Genomic DNA, 18,482 nt, shown 5'->3' with positions numbered 1-18,482 from the left:
AGCCCGACAGGGCTGAAGAGCGTTACATGCTCTTCGACATCCGCTTGCGTTCATGCGGATCAAGGTAGCGCTTGCGCAGACGTATCGAGTTCGGCGTAACCTCGACCAGTTCGTCATCGTTGATGTAGGCGATGGCTTCTTCCAGCGAGAGCGTGATCGGCGTGGTCAGGCGCACCGCTTCGTCGGTGCCGGAGGCCCGCACGTTGGTGAGCTTCTTGCCCTTGAGCGGGTTCACTTCCAGATCGTTGTCGCGGCTGTGTTCGCCGATGATCATGCCGGTGTAGACGGCTTCCTGCGCGCCGATCATCATGCGGCCCCGGTCTTCGAGGTTCCACAGCGCGTAAGCGACCGACACACCGTTTTCCATCGAGATCAGAACCCCTGCGCGACGGCCCGGGATCGGGCCTTTGTGCGGGGCCCAACCGTGGAAGACGCGGTTCAGAACGCCCGTTCCGCGCGTGTCGGTCAGGAATTCGCCGTGATAGCCGATCAGGCCGCGTGACGGCACATGGGCGATGATGCGGGTCTTGCCCGCACCGGCGGGGCGCATTTCGACCAGTTCGCCCTTGCGAGCGCCGGTCAGCTTTTCGATCACCGCACCCGAGTAATCATCGTCAACGTCGATGGTGGCTTCCTCAATCGGTTCGAGCAGCTTGCCGTTCTCGTCTTCCTTCATGATCACCTGCGGGCGCGAGATCGAGAGCTCAAACCCTTCGCGGCGCATGTTTTCGATGAGAACACCCATCTGGAGTTCGCCCCGGCCCGACACCTCGAAGGCTTCGCCGCCGGGGGTGTCCTTTACCTTGATGGCGACGTTGGATTCCGCCTCTTTCATCAGGCGTTCGCGGATCACACGCGATTGCACCTTCTTGCCGTCACGGCCAGCAAGCGGGCTGTCATTGATGCCGAAGGTGACGGTGATGGTGGGCGGGTCGATGGGCTGTGCCTCGAGCGGCTCGTCCACGGCCAGCGCGCAGATCGTGTCGGCCACGGTCGCCTTGGACATGCCAGCGATGCTGACGATGTCGCCCGCCAGAGCCTCTTCGATGTCCTGCATGCCCAGACCCCGGAAGGCCTGGATCTTGGTGACGCGGAACTGCTCGATCTTCTGGCCCACACGGCTGAGCGCCTGCACGGTGGCACCCACCTTGAGACGGCCGGTTTCGACGCGGCCGGTCAGGATGCGGCCCACAAACGGGTCAGAGCCCAGCGTGGTGGCCAGCATGCGGAAGTCTTCGTCCTGATGCTTGATCTGCTTGGGGGCGGGGACGTGATCGACGATCAGCTTGAAGAGCGCGTCAAGGTTCTTGCGCGGACCATCCAGCGTGGTGTCCGCCCAGCCGGACCGGCCCGAGGCGTACATGTGCGGGAAGTCGAGCTGGTCTTCGTTCGCATCGAGGTTGGCGAAAAGGTCAAAGCACTCGTCCAGCGCGCGGTCGGGTTCGGCGTCGGGTTTGTCGACCTTGTTCAGCACCACGATGGGGCGCAGACCCAGAGCCAGCGCCTTGGAGGTCACGAATTTCGTCTGCGGCATCGGGCCTTCGGCGGCGTCGACCAGCAGCACCACCCCGTCGACCATGGACAGGATGCGCTCCACCTCGCCGCCGAAATCGGCGTGGCCGGGGGTGTCGACGATGTTGATGCGTGTGCCTTTCCATTCGACCGACGTGGCCTTGGCCAGAATGGTGATGCCGCGTTCGCGTTCGAGGTCGTTGCTGTCCATCGCGCGTTCGGCGACGGCCTGGTTCGCGCGGAAGGCGCCGGATTGTTTCAGCAGTTCGTCCACCAGCGTCGTCTTGCCGTGGTCAACGTGGGCGATGATCGCAATGTTGCGAAGGTCCATGAATCTTTGTCTCGTACAGGGAAGAGTTGGCCGGGGGTTACAAGGGACCGTCAGAGAAGGCCAGCAAAAAAGGCCGTCGATATGGGTGTTGCCGTTCCGGCACCACAGCCCCCTCACGACAGCGTGACAGGGAACCGGCAACAAAGCACTGACGGACCGAGAGTTTTTGGCGGGGTTTGGCCGGAAAGTGCCGGGTTTGAAGAAACCGCTGCCCTTCGCGTTGCAACGGGATCAAGGCTGCCAACGTTGAGACAACAGCGCGGCGGGCATGACCTGTGCCCGTCGTGACGACTGAGGCAAACGAGAAAGGAATTCTCCTCATGAAACGCATTCTGCTTGGAACGGCCCTTGTGGCCACCGCAGCAACCTCGACCTATGCGGGCAGCGCTGATCCGGCTCCGGCCGAACCCATGATCGTTGAGCCGGTGGCAGTTGCCCCGGTTCAGATGGGCGGCGACTGGACCGGTGCCTATGGCGGTCTGAGCCTGGGCAACCTGTCGGCTGATGCGGACGGCGGTCTGGACGACAGCGAAGGCGTCTATGGTGGTTATGACTACGATTTCGGCCAGTTCGTGGTCGGCGGCGAACTTGACTACCAGACCGGCGAGGACATCGAACTGGGTGGTATCGAGGTCGACGACGTGCTCCGGGCCAAGGTCCGTGGCGGCTACGACCTTGGCCAGACACTTGTCTATGCCACCGTTGGTGCAGCGCAACTGAACACCAATATCGGAGACGACACCGGGTTCGTCGGTGGCTTGGGCGTGGAATACAAGGTGACCGAACAGTTCACCGTTGGTGGCGAATATCTGGCCCATCGCTTTGACGATTTCGACGACACCGGCGTCGATGTGGATGCGGACACCGTGTCGCTGCGCGGCAGCTTCCGCTTCTAAGACGATCCCTCATTGTCAGGCACTCAGACGCGCATCGGACCCCCGGTGCGCGTTTTTCAATGGGTGGCGGTGTTCGAGAACAGATTGATCACGATGATCCCCGCCATGATCAGCGCAATGCCGAGGATCGCAGGCCAGTCAAGGCGCTGGCCGAAGACGGCAAAGCCGATGATCGCGATGAAGACGATCCCCATCCCGGACCACATGGCGTAGGCGATGCCCACGGGAAAGGTCTTGAGCGCGATGGCCAGAAGGTAGAACGCCGCGCCATAGGCCACAACCACGATAGCCGAGGGCAGGGGGCGGCTGAATTGCTGGCTGGCCTGCAGGGCGGTGGTGCCGATGGTTTCGGCCAGAACGGCCAACATGAGAATGAGATAGGGCATGGACGACTCCGGAACGACCCTGTCTTCATGACCCAAGCGGCGCGGGGGGACCAGCCCCCACGCCGTCGCAAGAGATCAGGCGAGGTGGATTCGGAACCGCGCGCGGATGGCCGCATCGGTGGCCGGATCAAAACGCGCACGCGCGGGTTTCGACAGGATCATCTCCTTCCGCTCGGTCGCCTTTTCCACGAGGATCGGCTGGCCCTGTTCGACCCATTCCTTGGGCGACGCGCGGTTGCCCAGCACCGGGTAGACGTAATCGCGCTGCATCCTGTTCAGCGTGTCGTCGCTTCCCAGATAGTGGCCCGGCCCGCCGAGGCAGGTGGCGCGCATGACCTCGAGGCTGAGGTCGTCCTCGGTCACTTCAATCCCGCGCACGCAGCGCAGCGCCTGACCGATAAGGTCATCGCCAAGGATCAGGCTTTCGTGACAGAAGCCGAGAAGCGAGGCATGCATGCCTGCCGCCTCGTAGACCATGTTGAGGCCCGAGAGACCCGCCATCACGTTGGAGCACATTTGCTCCCAACCGGCCTGCATGTCAGGCAGTTTGGCATCGGCAATGCCCGCTGCCGCGCCGCCGCAGACGCCGTAGTAGCGGTGCATCTGCGCGCAGCCTGCGGTCAACAGCGCCTGTTCGCCCGATCCGCCGGACATCGCGCCGGTGCGCAGGTCCGACACGAAGGGCCATGTGCCAAAGATCACCGGATGCCCCGGCGCCATGGCGTTCACATAGACGACGCCCGCCAGACATTCCGCAACCGCCTGCACGATGGCCCCGGCGATGGAGGCGGGGGCGGTGGCCCCGGCCTGACCGGCGCTCAGCAGCAGAACGGGCATGCCGCCACGGATACAGGCCTCCATGACCTGACAGGCTTCGGTCGCGAATTTCATCGGCGGGACGACAAAGCAGTTCGAGTTCGACACGAAGGGCCGCGCGCGCCATGCGTCTTCGCCGCCTGCGATCAGGTGCAGCAGTTCGAACGCATCGGGCACGAAGGACGGTTCGGTAAAGGACACGCCCACGTGTTTGTAGGTGCCGGAACAGCAGGCATAGATGGTGTTGAGGTCCATCTCCTTGTTGTCGGGAATATCCCGCGCCACCATGGGGCGCTGCAGGAAGTGGATGTTGTCCAGCTGGTCGGCGATGCGGGCGGCGTCGTGCAGATCCTGCACCGTGCTTTCGCGGTAGTTGCCGGTGTCCACATCCACCATATGCACCGCAGCCCCGGCGGTGCCGTAGTGCACGCGGGTGCCCGAGAGGTCCAGATCGTAGAGCGGATCGCGCCCGCAGAGCGTGACCTGACGGTTGGTCAGGGCCAGCATGTCCTCGACCAGCGCGCGGGGGAACCGGATGCGGCCATCGTCACCCAGAACAGCACCGGCCTTGGTCATGATCTTGATGCCCGAAGCGGGGGCTTCGGACAGACCGATCTCTTCCAGCGCGGTCAGGGCCGCGTTGTGGATGCGCTCCATATCCGACGGGGTGAGCGGTTCGTAGCGTCCGCCGGACATGCCGGCGCGGATCGGGCGGAGGTTGTCTGCAAGCGGGTTGGAACGGGCCTCACGGCGGGCAGCACGGCCGCCGGCGCGACGGGGGGACAGATCGGTCATGGGATGTCTCTTGGATAAGGGGATGCTGGGGCTGGATCGGACAATCCGATCAGGGGCGACCGCGCGCCGCGCGCCCCCGACGTGCGCCGATCGTGCGCAGAACCAGTGTCAGGGCAGGGCGATCGCCGCGCATCCGCATCTCCATGTTGCTAGGGAGACGCTGCCTTCAGCCGGGCGTGCAATCTGCGCTGATTGCGACAGAGTGTCGTTTTTGACTGTTTTCTGGGCAGAAGTGCTCAGGACCGGGCCACGTAGCGATCCCGGCGGTGGTTCACGGTGACGATCATGTTGAGAATGACCGCCCCCAGAAGCGACCAGAGAACCACATGCGTCGGCAGGATCCAGAAGGCGAGGCCGAAGACGACGACGTCGAACAGAAGCTGCGTGTTGCCCGCCTGAATGCCCCGTGTGTCCTGCAGCCACAGCGCCACAACGCCGACCCCGCCCAGCGTGGCTCCGTGCCGGAACAGCGACAAGAGACCGATCCCCGCCAGGACACCGCCCAGCACCGCGCCCAGCGCAGGGTGCACCATGTCGAGCGTGAGCACATAGGGGAAGAGTTCGGAGATCGTGGACATCAGTGCCACGGCAGCAAAGGTCTTGAGCGTGAAGGCCCAGCCAAGCTGGTGCACCGCAAGGATGTAAAAGGGCAGGTTCAGCACGAAGAAGATCGCGCCGAAGGGCCAATCGGTTGCGTAGCTGGTCACAAGCGCAAGCCCCGCGATCTGGCCGGTCAGCAGATTGGCTTGCGACAGGAACTGGATGGCCAGCGCCACAAGGGTGGCCCCGATCAGGATGCCCTGAATGTCCTCTAGCGGCGTGTGCCGGTCGGCGGGTGGTTTGCTGAGCAGAAACATAGGTCAGCAATTATGACATATCCTGAGCAAGTCAAGCCTTACCAGCGTCCCGATGCGCCTCCGCCGCCGGATCGCCCACCGCCAAAGCTGCCGCGCGACGAGGATGATGAAATCCGAGGCACTGTGAAGGTCTGCACGTCGCGATAGCTGCATTGGCTGCAGCGGGTGATGACCTCGCCGCTGCCCTCGCTCGACCGTGTCGCGCGGCGCAGCGTTTTCCGGGTTCGGCTCAGCGCGCGGTAGCCGCAATTGGGGCAGCTCTGAAACCGGGTCAGAAGATCGCCGAAAAACCGGCGTCCCGAGATCAGCAGCGCCCCCATGACCGCAACGAAGACCATCCACGGCGTGAATTCCCCGTCGGACGCGGGTGCATCAGAGCCTTCCGAGAACGGCAGAGCGATGGAGGCGATCACGTCTTCGACCCCGTCGATGATCCCTTTGGCGTAGTCCCCCTGTTCGAACGCCGGCAGGAAGGAGCGGTTGATCACGTTGCGCGACACCCGGTCCCAGTCGCGGGCATAGCCTGCGCCGAGTTCGATCCGCATGGCGCGATCCTCGGACAGGACCAGCACAAGGATGCCGTCATTTCGGGTGGCGTTGCCGATGCCCCAGTGGTTGAAAAGGCCCGTTGCAAAAACCTCGAGCGATTGCGCGGGCGCGTAGGGCGCTTGCGAGCGCAGGGTCAGAACCGCGAATTCGATCCCGGTGTCGCGCCGCAACCCCTCCAACCGGGCATCCAACGCGACCTCCTGCGCATCGGTCAGAAGGTCTGCGCGATCGGTGATCGTCGTGCGGTCGTAGTCCGGATAGGTCTGTGCCCAGAGCGGGGTTGCCAGAAAGAAAAGGACCGCCAACCACCGCATCGTTCTTACCCTGTCAAAGCTGCGTTCAACCGTTCATCCAGCTTTTCGAGGAAACCCATCGTGGTCAACCAGCTTTGCTCGGGCCCGACCAGAAGGGCGAGATCCTTGGTCATGTACCCGGCCTCGACCGTTTCCACGACCACCCGTTCGAGCGTTTCGGCAAAGGCGCGCAGGCTGATATTCTCGTCCAGCTTGGCCCGGTGCTTGAGCGCGCCGGTCCAAGCGTAGATGGACGCGATGGAGTTGGTCGAGGTCTGCTCGCCGGCCTGATGCTGGCGGTAGTGGCGGGTGACGGTGCCATGGGCGGCCTCGGCCTCGACGATCTTGCCATCGGGGGTCATCAGCACCGAGGACATCATGCCCAGCGATCCAAAGCCCTGCGCCACGGTGTCGGACTGCACGTCGCCATCGTAGTTCTTGCACGCCCAGACAAAGCCGCCTGACCATTTCAGAGCGGACGCCACCATGTCGTCGATCAGGCGGTGCTGGTATTCGATGCCCTTGGCCTCGAAGGCGTCGCGGAACTCGGTGTCGTAGATGTGCTGGAAGATTTCGAGGAACCGGCCATCATATTGTTTCAGAATGGTGTTCTTGGTGGACAGGTAGACCGGCCAGCCGATGTTGAGCCCGTAATTGAACGATGCGCGCGCGAAATCGGTGATCGAGTCGTCGAGGTTATACATCCCCATGAACACGCCAGCGGACGGCGCGTCATAGACATCGCGTTCGATCACGGTGCCGTCTTCGCCCACGAATTTCATCGTCAGCTTGCCCGCGCCGGGGAATTTGAAATCGGTGGCTTTGTATTGATCGCCAAAAGCATGACGGCCCACGACAATGGGCTTGGTCCAGCCCGGAACAAGGCGCGGCACGTTGCGGCAGATGATCGGCTGGCGGAAGATCACGCCCCCCAGGATGTTGCGGATCGTGCCGTTCGGGCTGCGCCACATCTTCTTGAGGCCGAATTCCTCGACCCGGGCCTCATCGGGGGTGATGGTGGCGCATTTGACGGCGACGCCGACCTCTTTGGTCTTTTCGGCGGCGTCGATGGTGATCTGGTCCTCGGTGCGGTCGCGTTCCTCGATCCCCAGATCGTAATACAACAGGTCGACGTCGAGATAGGGCAGGATCAGTTTCTTCTTGATGAAGTCCCAGATGATCCGGGTCATCTCATCGCCATCCATTTCGACGATCGGGTTATCGACTTTGATCTTCGACATCGGAGGTTCCCTTTCCTGTGTCGCGTGGGTGTCAGGGCGCCGGGGTCAGACGCGCGTCGGCCTCCATCATCAGCCGCATCAGCATCAGCCCGGCGGCCGATTCGAGAAAGACGAACACGGCCAGAGGTGTCGGGGTGCCGTCGAACAACAGACCTGCCGGGATCGCCAGCAGTACGCCGATCACGGTGGCCACCGATCCGATCACGCTGGCGGCCATGCCTGCGATATGGCCCATCGGTTCCTGCGCGATGGCAGCAAGATTGCCGATGGTCATGCCCGCCTGGAAGAACACCGAGATCTGCCAGACGACGAAGCAGCCGAAGAAGATATCGGTCGAAATATATCCCTGTGCGGCGGCAAGCCCCAAGGCAACCATTGCGGCGGACAAGCCGACCTGAGCCATCAGCATGCCACGTACCATGGCCATCATGCCAAGCCGCAGAACAAGGCTGGCATTCAGAAAGCCGGAACTGCCGGCCACGATGGCCACACCCGCGAACCAGAGCGGGAAGCTTTCTGCCCGACCGAAGGTGATGTCGTAGATCTGCTGCACGCTCGACAGCATCGAGAACAGCGTCGCAAAGACAAGGCTCTGGACCACAATGGACAGGCGAACAACGGGATGGGCAAACATCTCGGCCACTGCGGATTTCAGCGCCGCCGGACGAAAGGGGCGGCGGTTCAGAGGGTCAAGGGTTTCCGGCAGGCGCAGCGTCAGCCAAATGGCCGATATCACCGAAAACACCATGAAGCCGTAGAACACCGCGCGCCAGCTGAAGAGGTCGATCACCACCGATCCCAGCAAGGGGGCCACTGCCGGCATGATGGTGAACACGATCATGATGAAGGACACGATCTGCGCCATGCCGCGTCCCTTGTAGAGGTCGCGCACAACCGCCATCGCCACAACCCGCGGACCTGCAGCGCCAAGCCCCTGCAGCAGCCGAGCGGCCAGCATCAGTTCCAGACTGTCCGCATGGGCCGCGACATAGGCGCTGACGGTGTAGATCACCGAACCGACGATCATGACCGGTTTGCGCCCGAAGGTGTCGGACAGCGGTCCGGCGAACAAGGTGCCCAATCCCATCCCCAAGATGAAGAAGGTCAGGATCAGTTGCGCCTGATTGAGATTGTCGGGGGACAGAGCCTGCGCGATTTCGGGCAGCGCGGGTAGCATCGCGTCGATCGAGACCGCCACCGTTGCCGACAGCATCGCCATCAGGGCAATGAATTCTGTGCGCGGCATGGCTTGGGGCATCGGTCGGTCCTGACGTTTTGACCCAGCCCTTAGCACCAACCGTCGTCAGGGAACAGGGCGGTGCGGCGTTAACTGTCGTGACGTCGGGGTGGCATGGCATCGCGGGTCGGATCGGTGTCGCTGTTTGCGGCCTCATCCTGGGTGCCCAGACGGCCGACGATCCACTCCACATGCTCTTCGCGTTTGCGCATCGCGAACTTGCCGAATTGCTGGATCGCCACCGCGAAGATGCCCAGCCCCAGAAGGATGAACACCGTGGTGCCGATCTTGCCGATGGCTGTTGCGGGAACAAGGTTGCCATAGCCTACGGTCGACAGGGTCACGACCGTGAAGAAATACGAGTCGAGCCAGCTCCAGCCTTCGGCCCAGCGAAAGAAGACGGTGCCGGCAATGATGATCAGCACCAGCGTCAACAGCAGGGTGGCGATGCGGAAGGACCCGCTCATGCGCCTTGCGTGGCCCCCTGTGCCAGATCGTCCAGCACCTGCAGCCACAGCTCGGTGGGCTGCGCGCCCGGTACGGCATGTTGGCTGGCGACGATGAAGGTGGGCACCGAGGTCACGCCCATGCCCCGGGCGGCGGCGTCGCGTTCGACGATTTCACGCTGATCCGCATCGCTTGCCAGAAGGCGCAGCACCACGCTGGCATCCATGCCGCAGCTGTCCGCGATATCGGCCAGAACGTCGCTGGCCCCGATGTCGCGGCCTTCGACGAAATAGGCGCTGAACAGCGCGTCCACCACCGGGGTCTGCAGCCCTTCGATCCCGGCCCAATGGATGAGGCGGTGCGCGTCGAGCGTGTTGGGTGTCTTCTGGATGCCTTCGAAATTGATCGTCAGTCCGGCCTTCTCGGCATTCTCGACCACGGGCGCATAGGCGCGCACCGCGCCCTCCTTGCCGCCGAACTTCGTCTCGAGATAGGCGCGCCGGTCCATACCATCTTTCGGCATGTCCGGGTTGAGCTGGAACGGGTGCCACGTGATCAGGAACGGGTGGTCCGGGCGCTGCGCCAGCGCGCGGTCGAGATAGGTCTTGCCGATATAGCACCAGGGGCAGATCGGGTCGGACATGATATCGAGCTTGACCATGGGGTGGTCCTTTCCTGTCGTCGGGGACGGTGTATCAGAGGTTGCGCCGATTGGTAAGCGGGGCTCAGAGGACGGTTTGTCCCGGCAGCGCGCGTCGCAGCAATTTGTTGTTGGCGTTGCGCGGAAGGCTGGCCACGCGGGCATAGAGGCGCGGCTGCTTGTACCGCGCCAGACGTTCGGCGGCAAAGGCCGAGAGCGCATCGGTCTCGAGGGTGTGATCGGCCACGTAATAGGCGGCGATGACGCGGGTGTCGGCCTTGATCTCGATATCGGTCACGCCGACCTCGTGAATGTCGGGATGGCTCAGCAGCGCCGCCTCGACTTCGAGCGGGCTGACGCGGAAGCCGCCTGCATTCATCATGTCGTCGGCCCGCCCGTGGTATAAAATGTCTTTGTTTTCAGTCATTTCACCCATGTCCCCGGTCAGAAACCAGTCGCCCTGATAGCGGGATGCGGTGTCTTCGGGCTGGTTCAGATAGCCAAGCATGAGACCGGGATCGGTGCGGTGTACTGCAATGATGCCGGGCGTGTTGAGGGGGACGGGGCCGTCTTCGTTCAGGATCGCGATGCGGCGGCCCTGTTGTGGCCAGCCCAGACTTTCGGCCAGCCTATCGGGCGATCCCGGCGGAGCCGAGATGAATGTCGAGCATTCGGACATGCCGAAGGCTTCGTAAACGCGGGTGCCCGTGGCCGCCTGCCACGCGTCGCGGATGGAGGCAGGCAGCTTTTCCCCGGCGGACAGGCCGTGGTGCAGTTTGGGCAGATCAAGCGGGCCTGACTTCAACACATTGCGGTAAACCCCCGGCGCTGCAGCAAAAATCGTTGCCTCATGCCGTTTGAGAAGGAGCGGGATCTGCGCGTGTTCGACACCTTGTGCCGGGATCAGGGCGGTGGCCCCCATGGTCCACGGGTCCAGAAGGCCTGTGCCCAGGGTGTAGGTCCAGTTGAACGCACCGGCATGCATCAGGCGGTCGGATCCGGTCAGCCCGTACCAGCCCTCCATCATCATGCCGCGCGCCCAGATGGCGCGGTGGGCGTGGCAGACGGCGCGGGGTTTGCCGGAGGTACCGGAGGTGAAGATGATATAGGCGAGCCGATCCGGGTCACCGAGCGCATAGTCGGCGGGCGGCAATCCGTACCATTGGGCCATCTGATCCGTACGGATCACCCGTACGGTTGCCGGACAGGCGGTTTTTCCGTCATGCAGAACAGCCGCCGGGTCGGTCATGTCGATCAGGACCTGCACCTCGGGTTCGGTCAGTTGTGACGAGGTTGGGATCGGGACGATGCCGACGGCGATGGCGGCAAGATAGGCGACCGGGAATTCTACCGAGTTGCCCACCCGCATCAACAGCCTGTCGCCCGGACGAAGGCCGCTCTCCAACAGCCCGGAGGCGGTGCCCAGAATGGCGCTGCGCAGACGGTCGTAGCTCCAGCGCTGCGCGCCTGTCGGCTTGACCACGGCCAGCGCGATCTTGTCAGGCACGCTGTCGGCGGCGGCCAGAACATGGGCGGTCAGGTTGAAGTCCTGCGGGCAGGGCGGCCAGGGGCCTTGGTCGAAACTGGAGCTCATGGCACAGCCCTAGGCCGCAATCCAATGCGCTGCAAGCACCGGTTGCCGGAGCCTTGGGCGGACAGTATAGATGCACGCATGACTCATGATCCCCGAAATCTGATCCGCATTGCGCGCGATGGCGGCGCCGATGACCAGCCCGAACCGCTGAATCTGGGCGAGCGCGTGCGCGACCTGCGCAAGGCGCGGAACTGGACGCTGGAGCAAGCGGCGCAGCAGGCGGGGCTGGCCCGGTCGACCCTGTCGAAGATCGAGAACGGGCAGATGTCGCCGACCTATGACGCGCTCAAGAAGCTGGCGACAGGGTTGCAGATCAGCGTGCCGCAACTGTTCACCCCGCCGCAGCGGGAGAAGGTGAACGGGCGTATGGTGGTCACGCCGAACGGGCAGGGACAACAGCACGCGACTGCAACCTATGAGCACGAACTGCTGGCGGAAACGCTGACAAAGAAACAGATGCTGCCCTACCGTGCGCGGGTGCGGGCCCGGTCGGTCGAAGAGTTCGACGGCTGGGTGCGGCATGACGGTGAGGAGTTTCTCTACGTCCTCACCGGTGTGATCCGGCTCTACACCGAGTTCTACGAACCGGTCGAGATGCGCCGAGGCGACAGTGCCTATTACGATGCCACGATGGGGCATAACGTGATTTCAGTGTCGGATGACGACGCCAGCATCCTGTGGGTGACGTCGCTCTCGTCGGCCTGATGTTCAGTGCAGGCGCATCTCGCTGACCTGCCGCGCCAGCGTCTCGACAAACAGCCAGTCGGCCAGTTCCTCGGTCGCTTCGAGCGGGGTCAGATCATGGGTGGCCGCAAGATGCTGCGACAGGCCGTGCAGATGCTCGGGCGGCTGGTTCAGCGCATCGCGGTTCAACAATGGAAATCTGGCTTCGAGACGGTCAAGCGCCGTCGTCCAGTTTTCGGTGATGTCAGTCCAGGTCATCAGACGCTCCTCCAAACGTCCCTCGCACGGTAGACGATGGCATGCAGAGTGAGTCGTTCAAAAGCGGCGCGCCGTCGCATGGGACAGCCCGCCGCAGACCCTGGTCGGAGCGTCAGAACCAGCTTTGCACGGTTCTTGAGGTCGCGGAGATGTCCTGACCGATCCCGTCAACCGTGGCGCAGGCGCTGAGTGCGCCTGCAACCAGTATCATCAGAGTCCATGCGCGCATGGATCACTCCTCTTCCCACCACCAGACATCGGGCTGCCAGCCGATCCAGTCGCCATAGATCGGGATCTCGGTGGGGTATTTCAACTCTTTGACATGGGCGATACGGCTGATGTTCCACTGGTAGATCGGGATCACATAGCGCCCGGTGGTCAGCACGCGGTCCAGCGCACGGGTGGCGGCGACGAAATCGTCGCGCGAGTCCGATTGCAGGATCGCGTCGATCATCGCGTCGGCGGCGGGTGAACACATGCCCATCCAGTTGCGCGTGCCCGGGTTTTCGACTCCGTCACAGCCCCAGTAGAGCCGTTGTTCATTTCCGGGGCTGAGCGACATGCCCCAGCGGTTGAAGCTCATGTCGAAGTCGTAATTGGTGGTGCGTTCCTTGAACTGGGCGCTGTCGATTGTGGTGATCGTGGGTGTGATGCCGACCCGTTCCAGCGACTGGACAAAGAGGTCGATGATCGACTGTTCCTCGGTGCTGCCTTGCTGGAGCAGGATTTCAAAGGTGAAGGGCGCACCATCGGGGCCGACCATCTGGCCGTCGGTGATGGTGTAGCCTGCGTCCTCCATCAGGTCGATGGCGGCGCGGATGTTGCCGCGGTTGCGTTCGCTGCCATCGCTGACGGGCAGGGCATAGCCGTCAAGCGCGCCGGGCAGAAGATCGGCGGCGAAGGGCTCCAGCAGCGCGCGCACGCGGCCTTCAGCGGGGCCGTCCTGCATCCCGAGCACCGAGTTCGAGAAATAGGACGTGATGCGCGGCTGTTTGGAGCCGGTCATGGTTTCGTTGATGAATTCGAAGTTGAAGGCGTGCAGCATCGCATCGCGCACGCGCCAATCCTTGAACGCGTCGCGGCGAGTGTTCATCACGAAGCCGGTCATGCCCGAGGGGCGTTCATGCGGGATCACCGATTTGACCACGTCGCCCCGGTCGATGGCCGGGAAATCATATTGGGTGTCCCATTTCTCGACGTTGAATTCGCGGCTGGAGTTCAGCGCACCCGCCTTGAACGCCTCGAACATGGCGGTGCCGTCGCCGTAGAATTCCATGCGGATCTCATCGAGGTTGGCCTGACCTCGCATGAAGTTGACGTCTGTGCCCCAATACTCGGGATTGCGTTTGAGGCTGACAAAGCGGCCCGCCTCGAAATCGTCGATCACATAGGGCGCGGTGCTGATGGGGATCTCGTCCAGACCCGACTCGGTGAAATCCTTGCCCTCCCATTGCGCCTTTTTCAGGATCGGGCGCATGCCGATCAGCAGCGCCATCTCGGGGTCGTCTTCGTTGAAGGTGAAGCGGATGCTGCGCGGGCCGGTCTGTTCCATCGACGCCACTTTCTTCCACGCGCCGTGATAGCGGGGGTGGCCGATCGTGCCGAGGGTTTCATAGGACCACATCACGTCTTCGACGGTGAGCGGGGTGCCATCCGAAAACGCGGCTTCCTCTCGCAGGACGAATTCCACCCAATCGCGGTTCTCTCCGACCTCAATCGATTCGGCGAGAAGGCCGTAGAGCGTGAAGGGTTCGTCCCAGTTCCGGCCCATCAGGCTTTCGTAAGCGAGGAAGCGCAGCTGCCACGGCGTCGAGCCTTTGGAGATGTGCGGGTTGAGGCTGTCGAAGCTGCCGACCTCGCCGGTGACGATCCGTCCGCCCTTGGGCGCGTCGGGATTGGCATAGGGCAGCGACACAAAATCCGGTGGAAGTGCGGGCGCGCCATACATAGCTATGCCGTGTTGCGGGTCTGCCGTGACGGATTGCCCGCACAGCGCGAGTGCCACGGCGGCGATGCCCATCCGCCGCTTGAGGAAAAAAACCGATCTCATTTTCGCAACAATCCCTGTCTGCCCTTGTTTTGTTGCGTGTGACGGTAACGGGGCTTTCGTGGCTTTTCAAACTTTTAGCTTGGATTGCGGTGAAAGATTGCCTATACCGGGGTTACTGCTCGATAGGTTTCTTGCCTGTATGAAACCTGCCTCAATAACTTAACCCCGGCTTCGCGCCGGGGTTTTTTTCTGCCCGATCCTTGCGCGACCTGCTTGTTGGACACCTATGAAACAGGGGTTTGCGTATGTGGCCTTGCATTTGTGGGCGGCGCGTCAGCCATCCTGCCGGGGCTGCACCGGAGCAGGGGTGGGTCGGGTGTCTGGCCGATTCGGGCTGTCGTTGGGACTTTTGGAACCGTGACCGCTTCTTCTTTGTATTATGCAGGCGCAGCATGTAGCGTTCTGCACAAGCAAAAGACCAAGGAAGGAGCGATCATGTCGCTGAAAGGGAAAACTGCCGTCATCACCGGATCGAATTCCGGAATCGGGTTGGGTGTGGCGCATGAACTGGCGCGGGCCGGGGCGGATGTGGTGATCAATTCGTTCACCGACCGTGAGGAAGATCATGCGCTGGCCGCCTCCATCGCCAAGGAGCATGGTGTGACGGTGCGCTATATTCAGGCGGATATGTCCAAGCCCGACCAGTGTCGGGCGCTGATCGAACAGGCCGGGGCCTGCGACATCCTTGTTAACAATGCGGGCATCCAGCATGTGGCCCCGATCGACGAATTCCCGCTCGAGAAATGGGACGCGATCATCGCGATCAACCTAAGCTCGGCTTTTCACACCACGGCTGTTGCGCTGCCGATGATGCGCAAGGCAGGCTGGGGCCGGGTGATCAACATCGCCAGCGCCCACGGGTTGACGGCTTCGCCATTCAAATCGGCCTATATCGCGGCCAAGCATGGGGTGGTGGGCCTGTCCAAAACGACGGCACTTGAGACCGCCCGGGAGCCGATCACCTGCAACGCGATCTGCCCCGGATATGTGCTGACGCCGCTGGTCGAGGCGCAGATCCCCGACACCGCGAAGAAATACGACATGAGCGAGGAAGAGGTGACCCAGAAGGTCATTCTGGAGCGCCAGCCATCCAAGGAATTCGCCACGGTCGAACAGATCGGCGGCACGGCGGTGTTCCTTTGCTCGGATGCGGCGGCGCAGATCACCGGGACGACGATCTCGGTAGATGGCGGCTGGACGGCGCTTTGAGAGCCTGGAACGAGGGGCCAGCCCCTCGTGCTCCCCGAAGTTTATTTGGCAAGATGAAGGTGCAGGGGACGGTATGGTAACGATCAATCTGGCGCTTCAGGGCGGTGGGGCCCATGGCGCGTTTACATGGGGTGTGCTGGACCGGCTTCTGGAAGAGGACGATCTGGAGATCGCGGCGATCACCGGCACGTCGGCGGGGGCGCTCAATGGTGCGGCGCTGAAATCCGGGTGGCTCAGGGATGGGCGTCAGGGCGCGCGGGACAATCTGGATTGGCTCTGGGCGCAGGTGGCGCGGCTTGACGATCTGGCGGTGCCGCACTGGATGCAGGCATGGCTGCCCACACCGGCGGCGGTGAGCAAGGGACTCGAGTTCTCACCGGCCTATCTGCTGGGTGACATGCTGGGGCGGATGATGTCGCCCTATGCCTGGGGGCCGCTTTACGAAAACCCTCTGGAAAAGGTCGTGGCACAGTTCGATTTCGGGCAGGTTTGCGCGAAGGAGGGGCCAAAGCTTTTCATCTGCGCCACGCAGGTGCGCGACGGCAAGGTGCGGATCTTCGAGGGCGATGCGATCAGCACCAAGAGCATTCTGGCCTCGGCCTGTTTGCCGACGCTGTTCCAGGCGGTCGAGGTGGAAGATCCGCAGACCGGCATCGTGGAGCCGTTCTGGGATGGCGGCTATACGGGCAACCCCGCGCTGTTTCCGCTCTTCGATGCGGACCTGCCGGATGACGTGGTTATCGTGAACATCAATCCACTGGTGCGCGACACGAAGCCGGTGATGCCGAACGAGATCCAGAACCGGATCAACGAGATCAGCTTCAACTCGTCCCTGCTGCGCGAATTGCGCGCCATCGAGTTCGTGCAGCGCCTGATTGCCGAGGGCAAGGTGCAGGAGGGTGCGATGAAGAATGTCCGCGTCCACATGATCGCCGACGATGCGCTCATGAATGATCTGTCGGTGGCGACCAAGCTGGTCCCCGTGCCGTCGGTCATTGCCGAGTTGAAGGAGGCGGGCCGCCGGGCGGCGGGAACGTTCCTAGCGCATCACAAGGACGATCTGGGGCAGCGGCAGACGGCGGATCTGGTCAGAATGTTTGGCTGAGCCACGCCATGTAGGCGGCGTAGGTCAGCAGGAACACCAGTCCCGAAATGCGCCCGAGACCGCGCCGCCAGAAGAGCAGCCCCAGCAGGAGCGCGGTTGTGGCCAGCATTACCGCGATGTCCGGCAGAAGTGCTGCGTCGACGGGCAGAGGCGTTACAAGGGCCGTCACGCCGAGAATGCCAAGGATGTTGAAAATGCCAGAGCCGAGGATGTTGCCGAGCGCCACATCCGACTGACCGCGCCGTGCGGCCATCACGGTGGTTGCAAGCTCTGGCAGAGATGTGCCGACGGCGACCAGTGTCAGGCCGATCACGGTTTCCGGCACACCATAGGCGCGGGCAATCCCAGTGGCACCATCGACCAGCGCGATGGCCCCGCCAAGGGTCAGCGCCAGCCCGATCATCAAAAAGGTGGCGGCTTTCGGCAGCGGGTCGGTGGGGAGGCCTGGCTCGTGGTCCGGTGCGGCGGCACTGCGGAATGCACCCCAGAGGTAGGTGCCGAGCAGTGCAAGCAAGGTGATCCCGGCCAGTACCGAGATCTGACCCAGCATTGCAAGGACGGCAAGGCCAACGGCGCTGACCGATGTCACGAGTTCCGGGGCGGAGGTGCCGAATCCCACCAGTGTCAGTCCGATGACCAGCGGCGACACGCCCAGACGGCGGGCCACGCCGACGGCTCCGCGCACCAGAAGATCGCCGCCTGCCAGCAGCGCGACAAGCCCGAAGGCCACAAGGATCAGGTTCACGGGGGAAAGACCTCAGCGTGTCGGGCGCGAAACTGCGCGGGACCGTGTCGCGTAGGTGTGGAGCGGTGCGGGCTGCGTCAAGCAGGACGCAGAAAGATTTACGCCGCCTTGGCGGGCTGGGTCGGGTCTTTCGCGTTGGGGTAGACGAGGCCCGCCGAGATCACCAGCTTGGCCGCGTCTTCGATCGACATGTCAAGCTCGATCACATCTTCCTTCGGGAAGAACAGCAGGAAACCCGATGTCGGGTTCGGCGTCGTGGGCACAAAGACCGAAATGAGTTTGCCCATGGTTTCGGCACGGTCCGAGATTTCGCCCTTGGCTTCGGTCGAGATGAACCCGATGGCCCAGATGCCTTTGCGCGGATACTGGATGAGGCAGGCTTTTTCGAAATTCCGTTCGGACTGGGCAAAGATCGTTTCGGCGATCTGTTTCACGCCGCTGTAGATCGAGCGGACGACCGGCATCCGTTCCACAAGACTTTCGGCAAAGCGGATCAGCGACCGACCGATCAGGCCCTTGGCGATCCAGCCCACCACGACCGTGAACACCAGAAAGAAGATCACCCCCACGCCGCGCAGGTTGATCCCGATATACTGTTCCGGATTGAACCGGGTCGGCACGAGAGGCAACACGACCCCGTCGATCCAGCCCATGATCGTCCAGATCAACCAGATCGTGAGAGCCACGGGGGCGATTACGACGATGCCCGTCAGAAAGCTGGCCCGAAGCCGTGACAAGAGACCGGGTCTGCGTCTGTCAGGGTCGAATGGGGTGGTCATGTCGGGTCCGTCACTGGTTCCGGGTGAACCTAGGCGGTCGGATTGCCGTCTACAATGG

General features: G+C 62.8%; 19 protein-coding genes. 4 read left to right on the top strand and 15 right to left on the bottom strand.

Going from position 1 to position 18,482, the window contains the following annotated elements:
* Positions 1-22: 22 nt before the first annotated feature.
* Positions 23-1,843 carry a translational GTPase TypA gene (gene typA / locus MRY75_RS20480; protein WP_292309833.1) on the bottom strand — a complete coding sequence of 607 codons (1,821 nt, stop codon included), beginning with the start codon at positions 1,841-1,843 and terminating at the stop codon, positions 23-25.
* Positions 1,844-2,163: 320 nt separating this feature from the next.
* Between typA and MRY75_RS20475 the strand changes: the two genes are divergently transcribed.
* Positions 2,164-2,739 carry a porin family protein gene (locus MRY75_RS20475; protein ID WP_292309832.1) on the top strand — a complete coding sequence of 192 codons (576 nt, stop codon included), beginning with the start codon at positions 2,164-2,166 and terminating at the stop codon, positions 2,737-2,739.
* 56 nt (positions 2,740-2,795) lie between these two features.
* Here MRY75_RS20475 and MRY75_RS20470 read toward each other — a convergent pair whose 3' ends face one another.
* From MRY75_RS20470 to MRY75_RS20430, 9 genes are all read right to left on the bottom strand, one after another.
* Entirely contained in the window at positions 2,796-3,125 is a 330-nt protein-coding gene (locus MRY75_RS20470) for an SMR family transporter (protein ID WP_292309831.1), read from the bottom strand.
* Positions 3,126-3,200: 75 nt separating this feature from the next.
* Positions 3,201-4,736, bottom strand: coding sequence for a trimethylamine methyltransferase family protein (locus MRY75_RS20465; protein ID WP_292309830.1), 1,536 nt, complete (start codon positions 4,734-4,736; stop codon positions 3,201-3,203).
* Between the two features lie 236 nt (positions 4,737-4,972).
* Positions 4,973-5,593: a YitT family protein gene (locus MRY75_RS20460; RefSeq protein ID WP_292309829.1), complete on the bottom strand. Its 621-nt coding sequence runs from the start codon at positions 5,591-5,593 to the stop codon at positions 4,973-4,975.
* 38 nt (positions 5,594-5,631) lie between these two features.
* Positions 5,632-6,456 (bottom strand): YgcG family protein, encoded by an 825-nt coding sequence (locus MRY75_RS20455; RefSeq protein ID WP_292309828.1) that lies wholly within the window; start codon positions 6,454-6,456, stop codon positions 5,632-5,634.
* Between the two features lie 5 nt (positions 6,457-6,461).
* Positions 6,462-7,676, bottom strand: a complete 1,215-nt coding sequence (locus tag MRY75_RS20450; protein ID WP_292309827.1) for an NADP-dependent isocitrate dehydrogenase — start codon at positions 7,674-7,676, stop codon at positions 6,462-6,464.
* A 31-nt stretch (positions 7,677-7,707) separates the two neighbouring features.
* Positions 7,708-8,922 (bottom strand): multidrug effflux MFS transporter, encoded by a 1,215-nt coding sequence (locus MRY75_RS20445; RefSeq protein WP_292309826.1) that lies wholly within the window; start codon positions 8,920-8,922, stop codon positions 7,708-7,710.
* A gap of 80 nt (positions 8,923-9,002) precedes the next feature.
* Positions 9,003-9,380, bottom strand: coding sequence for a potassium channel family protein (locus MRY75_RS20440; RefSeq protein WP_292309825.1), 378 nt, complete (start codon positions 9,378-9,380; stop codon positions 9,003-9,005).
* Positions 9,377-10,021 (bottom strand): DsbA family oxidoreductase, encoded by a 645-nt coding sequence (locus MRY75_RS20435; RefSeq protein ID WP_292309824.1) that lies wholly within the window; start codon positions 10,019-10,021, stop codon positions 9,377-9,379. The genes MRY75_RS20440 and MRY75_RS20435 overlap by 4 nt, the downstream gene beginning before the upstream one ends.
* A gap of 64 nt (positions 10,022-10,085) precedes the next feature.
* On the bottom strand, positions 10,086-11,594 hold the full coding sequence (locus MRY75_RS20430; RefSeq protein WP_292309823.1) for a class I adenylate-forming enzyme family protein: 1,509 nt from the start codon (positions 11,592-11,594) through the stop codon (positions 10,086-10,088).
* Between the two features lie 78 nt (positions 11,595-11,672).
* On the opposite strand from MRY75_RS20430, the gene MRY75_RS20425 reads away from it, so the two are divergent.
* Complete coding sequence (locus MRY75_RS20425; RefSeq protein WP_292309822.1) at positions 11,673-12,299, top strand: XRE family transcriptional regulator; 627 nt, start codon at positions 11,673-11,675, stop codon at positions 12,297-12,299.
* Positions 12,300-12,302: 3 nt separating this feature from the next.
* Here the strand turns inward: MRY75_RS20425 and MRY75_RS20420 are convergent, their stop codons facing one another.
* The 3 genes from MRY75_RS20420 to MRY75_RS20410 all read right to left on the bottom strand — a co-directional run bounded on the left by MRY75_RS20420 (position 12,303) and on the right by MRY75_RS20410 (position 14,586).
* Entirely contained in the window at positions 12,303-12,536 is a 234-nt protein-coding gene (locus MRY75_RS20420; RefSeq protein ID WP_292309821.1) for a hypothetical protein, read from the bottom strand.
* Between the two features lie 112 nt (positions 12,537-12,648).
* Positions 12,649-12,765, bottom strand: a complete 117-nt coding sequence (locus tag MRY75_RS20415) for an entericidin EcnA/B family protein (protein WP_292309820.1) — start codon at positions 12,763-12,765, stop codon at positions 12,649-12,651.
* Positions 12,766-12,768: 3 nt separating this feature from the next.
* Entirely contained in the window at positions 12,769-14,586 is a 1,818-nt protein-coding gene (locus MRY75_RS20410) for an extracellular solute-binding protein (RefSeq protein ID WP_292309819.1), read from the bottom strand.
* Positions 14,587-15,021: 435 nt separating this feature from the next.
* Here MRY75_RS20410 and MRY75_RS20405 point away from each other — a divergent pair, with 435 nt between their 5' ends.
* Positions 15,022-15,795, top strand: a complete 774-nt coding sequence (locus tag MRY75_RS20405) for a 3-hydroxybutyrate dehydrogenase (RefSeq protein ID WP_292309818.1) — start codon at positions 15,022-15,024, stop codon at positions 15,793-15,795.
* Between the two features lie 73 nt (positions 15,796-15,868).
* On the top strand, positions 15,869-16,900 hold the full coding sequence (locus tag MRY75_RS20400; RefSeq protein ID WP_292309817.1) for a patatin-like phospholipase family protein: 1,032 nt from the start codon (positions 15,869-15,871) through the stop codon (positions 16,898-16,900).
* Here MRY75_RS20400 and MRY75_RS20395 read toward each other — a convergent pair.
* Together MRY75_RS20395 and MRY75_RS20390 are read right to left on the bottom strand one after the other, a co-directional pair.
* A complete protein-coding gene (locus MRY75_RS20395) occupies positions 16,884-17,645 on the bottom strand; it encodes a sodium:calcium antiporter (protein ID WP_292309816.1) in 762 nt (253 codons plus the stop codon). The two genes, MRY75_RS20400 and MRY75_RS20395, sit on opposite strands and share 17 nt — an antisense overlap.
* Before the next feature lie 98 nt (positions 17,646-17,743).
* Positions 17,744-18,424: a DUF502 domain-containing protein gene (locus MRY75_RS20390; protein ID WP_292309815.1), complete on the bottom strand. Its 681-nt coding sequence runs from the start codon at positions 18,422-18,424 to the stop codon at positions 17,744-17,746.
* Positions 18,425-18,482: the final 58 nt, after the last annotated feature.

The sequence above is a fragment of the Marivita sp. genome, from assembly GCF_022763305.1.
Classification (GTDB): Bacteria; Pseudomonadota; Alphaproteobacteria; order Rhodobacterales; family Rhodobacteraceae; genus Marivita.
Note: the sequence above shows the minus strand (reverse complement) of the source record. Positions and strands in the feature narration are given on the sequence as shown.

Bases quoted from the DNA above. Each gene is read 5' to 3' on its own strand.
- MRY75_RS20410 (WP_292309819.1), bottom strand. From the start codon at position 14,586: ATGAGATCGGTTTTTTTCCTCAAGCGGCGGATGGGCATCGCCGCCGTG.
- MRY75_RS20450 (WP_292309827.1), bottom strand. From the start codon at position 7,676: ATGTCGAAGATCAAAGTCGATAACCCGATCGTCGAAATGGATGGCGAT.
- MRY75_RS20460 (WP_292309829.1), bottom strand. From the start codon at position 5,593: ATGTTTCTGCTCAGCAAACCACCCGCCGACCGGCACACGCCGCTAGAG.
- MRY75_RS20455 (WP_292309828.1), bottom strand. From the start codon at position 6,456: ATGCGGTGGTTGGCGGTCCTTTTCTTTCTGGCAACCCCGCTCTGGGCA.
- MRY75_RS20465 (WP_292309830.1), bottom strand. From the start codon at position 4,736: ATGACCGATCTGTCCCCCCGTCGCGCCGGCGGCCGTGCTGCCCGCCGT.
- MRY75_RS20415 (WP_292309820.1), bottom strand. From the start codon at position 12,765: ATGCGCGCATGGACTCTGATGATACTGGTTGCAGGCGCACTCAGCGCC.
- MRY75_RS20430 (WP_292309823.1), bottom strand. From the start codon at position 11,594: ATGAGCTCCAGTTTCGACCAAGGCCCCTGGCCGCCCTGCCCGCAGGAC.
- MRY75_RS20470 (WP_292309831.1), bottom strand. From the start codon at position 3,125: ATGCCCTATCTCATTCTCATGTTGGCCGTTCTGGCCGAAACCATCGGC.
- MRY75_RS20440 (WP_292309825.1), bottom strand. From the start codon at position 9,380: ATGAGCGGGTCCTTCCGCATCGCCACCCTGCTGTTGACGCTGGTGCTG.
- MRY75_RS20390 (WP_292309815.1), bottom strand. From the start codon at position 18,424: ATGACCACCCCATTCGACCCTGACAGACGCAGACCCGGTCTCTTGTCA.
- typA (WP_292309833.1), bottom strand. From the start codon at position 1,843: ATGGACCTTCGCAACATTGCGATCATCGCCCACGTTGACCACGGCAAG.
- MRY75_RS20435 (WP_292309824.1), bottom strand. From the start codon at position 10,021: ATGGTCAAGCTCGATATCATGTCCGACCCGATCTGCCCCTGGTGCTAT.
- MRY75_RS20475 (WP_292309832.1), top strand. From the start codon at position 2,164: ATGAAACGCATTCTGCTTGGAACGGCCCTTGTGGCCACCGCAGCAACC.
- MRY75_RS20400 (WP_292309817.1), top strand. From the start codon at position 15,869: ATGGTAACGATCAATCTGGCGCTTCAGGGCGGTGGGGCCCATGGCGCG.
- MRY75_RS20405 (WP_292309818.1), top strand. From the start codon at position 15,022: ATGTCGCTGAAAGGGAAAACTGCCGTCATCACCGGATCGAATTCCGGA.
- MRY75_RS20420 (WP_292309821.1), bottom strand. From the start codon at position 12,536: ATGACCTGGACTGACATCACCGAAAACTGGACGACGGCGCTTGACCGT.
- MRY75_RS20445 (WP_292309826.1), bottom strand. From the start codon at position 8,922: ATGCCGCGCACAGAATTCATTGCCCTGATGGCGATGCTGTCGGCAACG.
- MRY75_RS20425 (WP_292309822.1), top strand. From the start codon at position 11,673: ATGACTCATGATCCCCGAAATCTGATCCGCATTGCGCGCGATGGCGGC.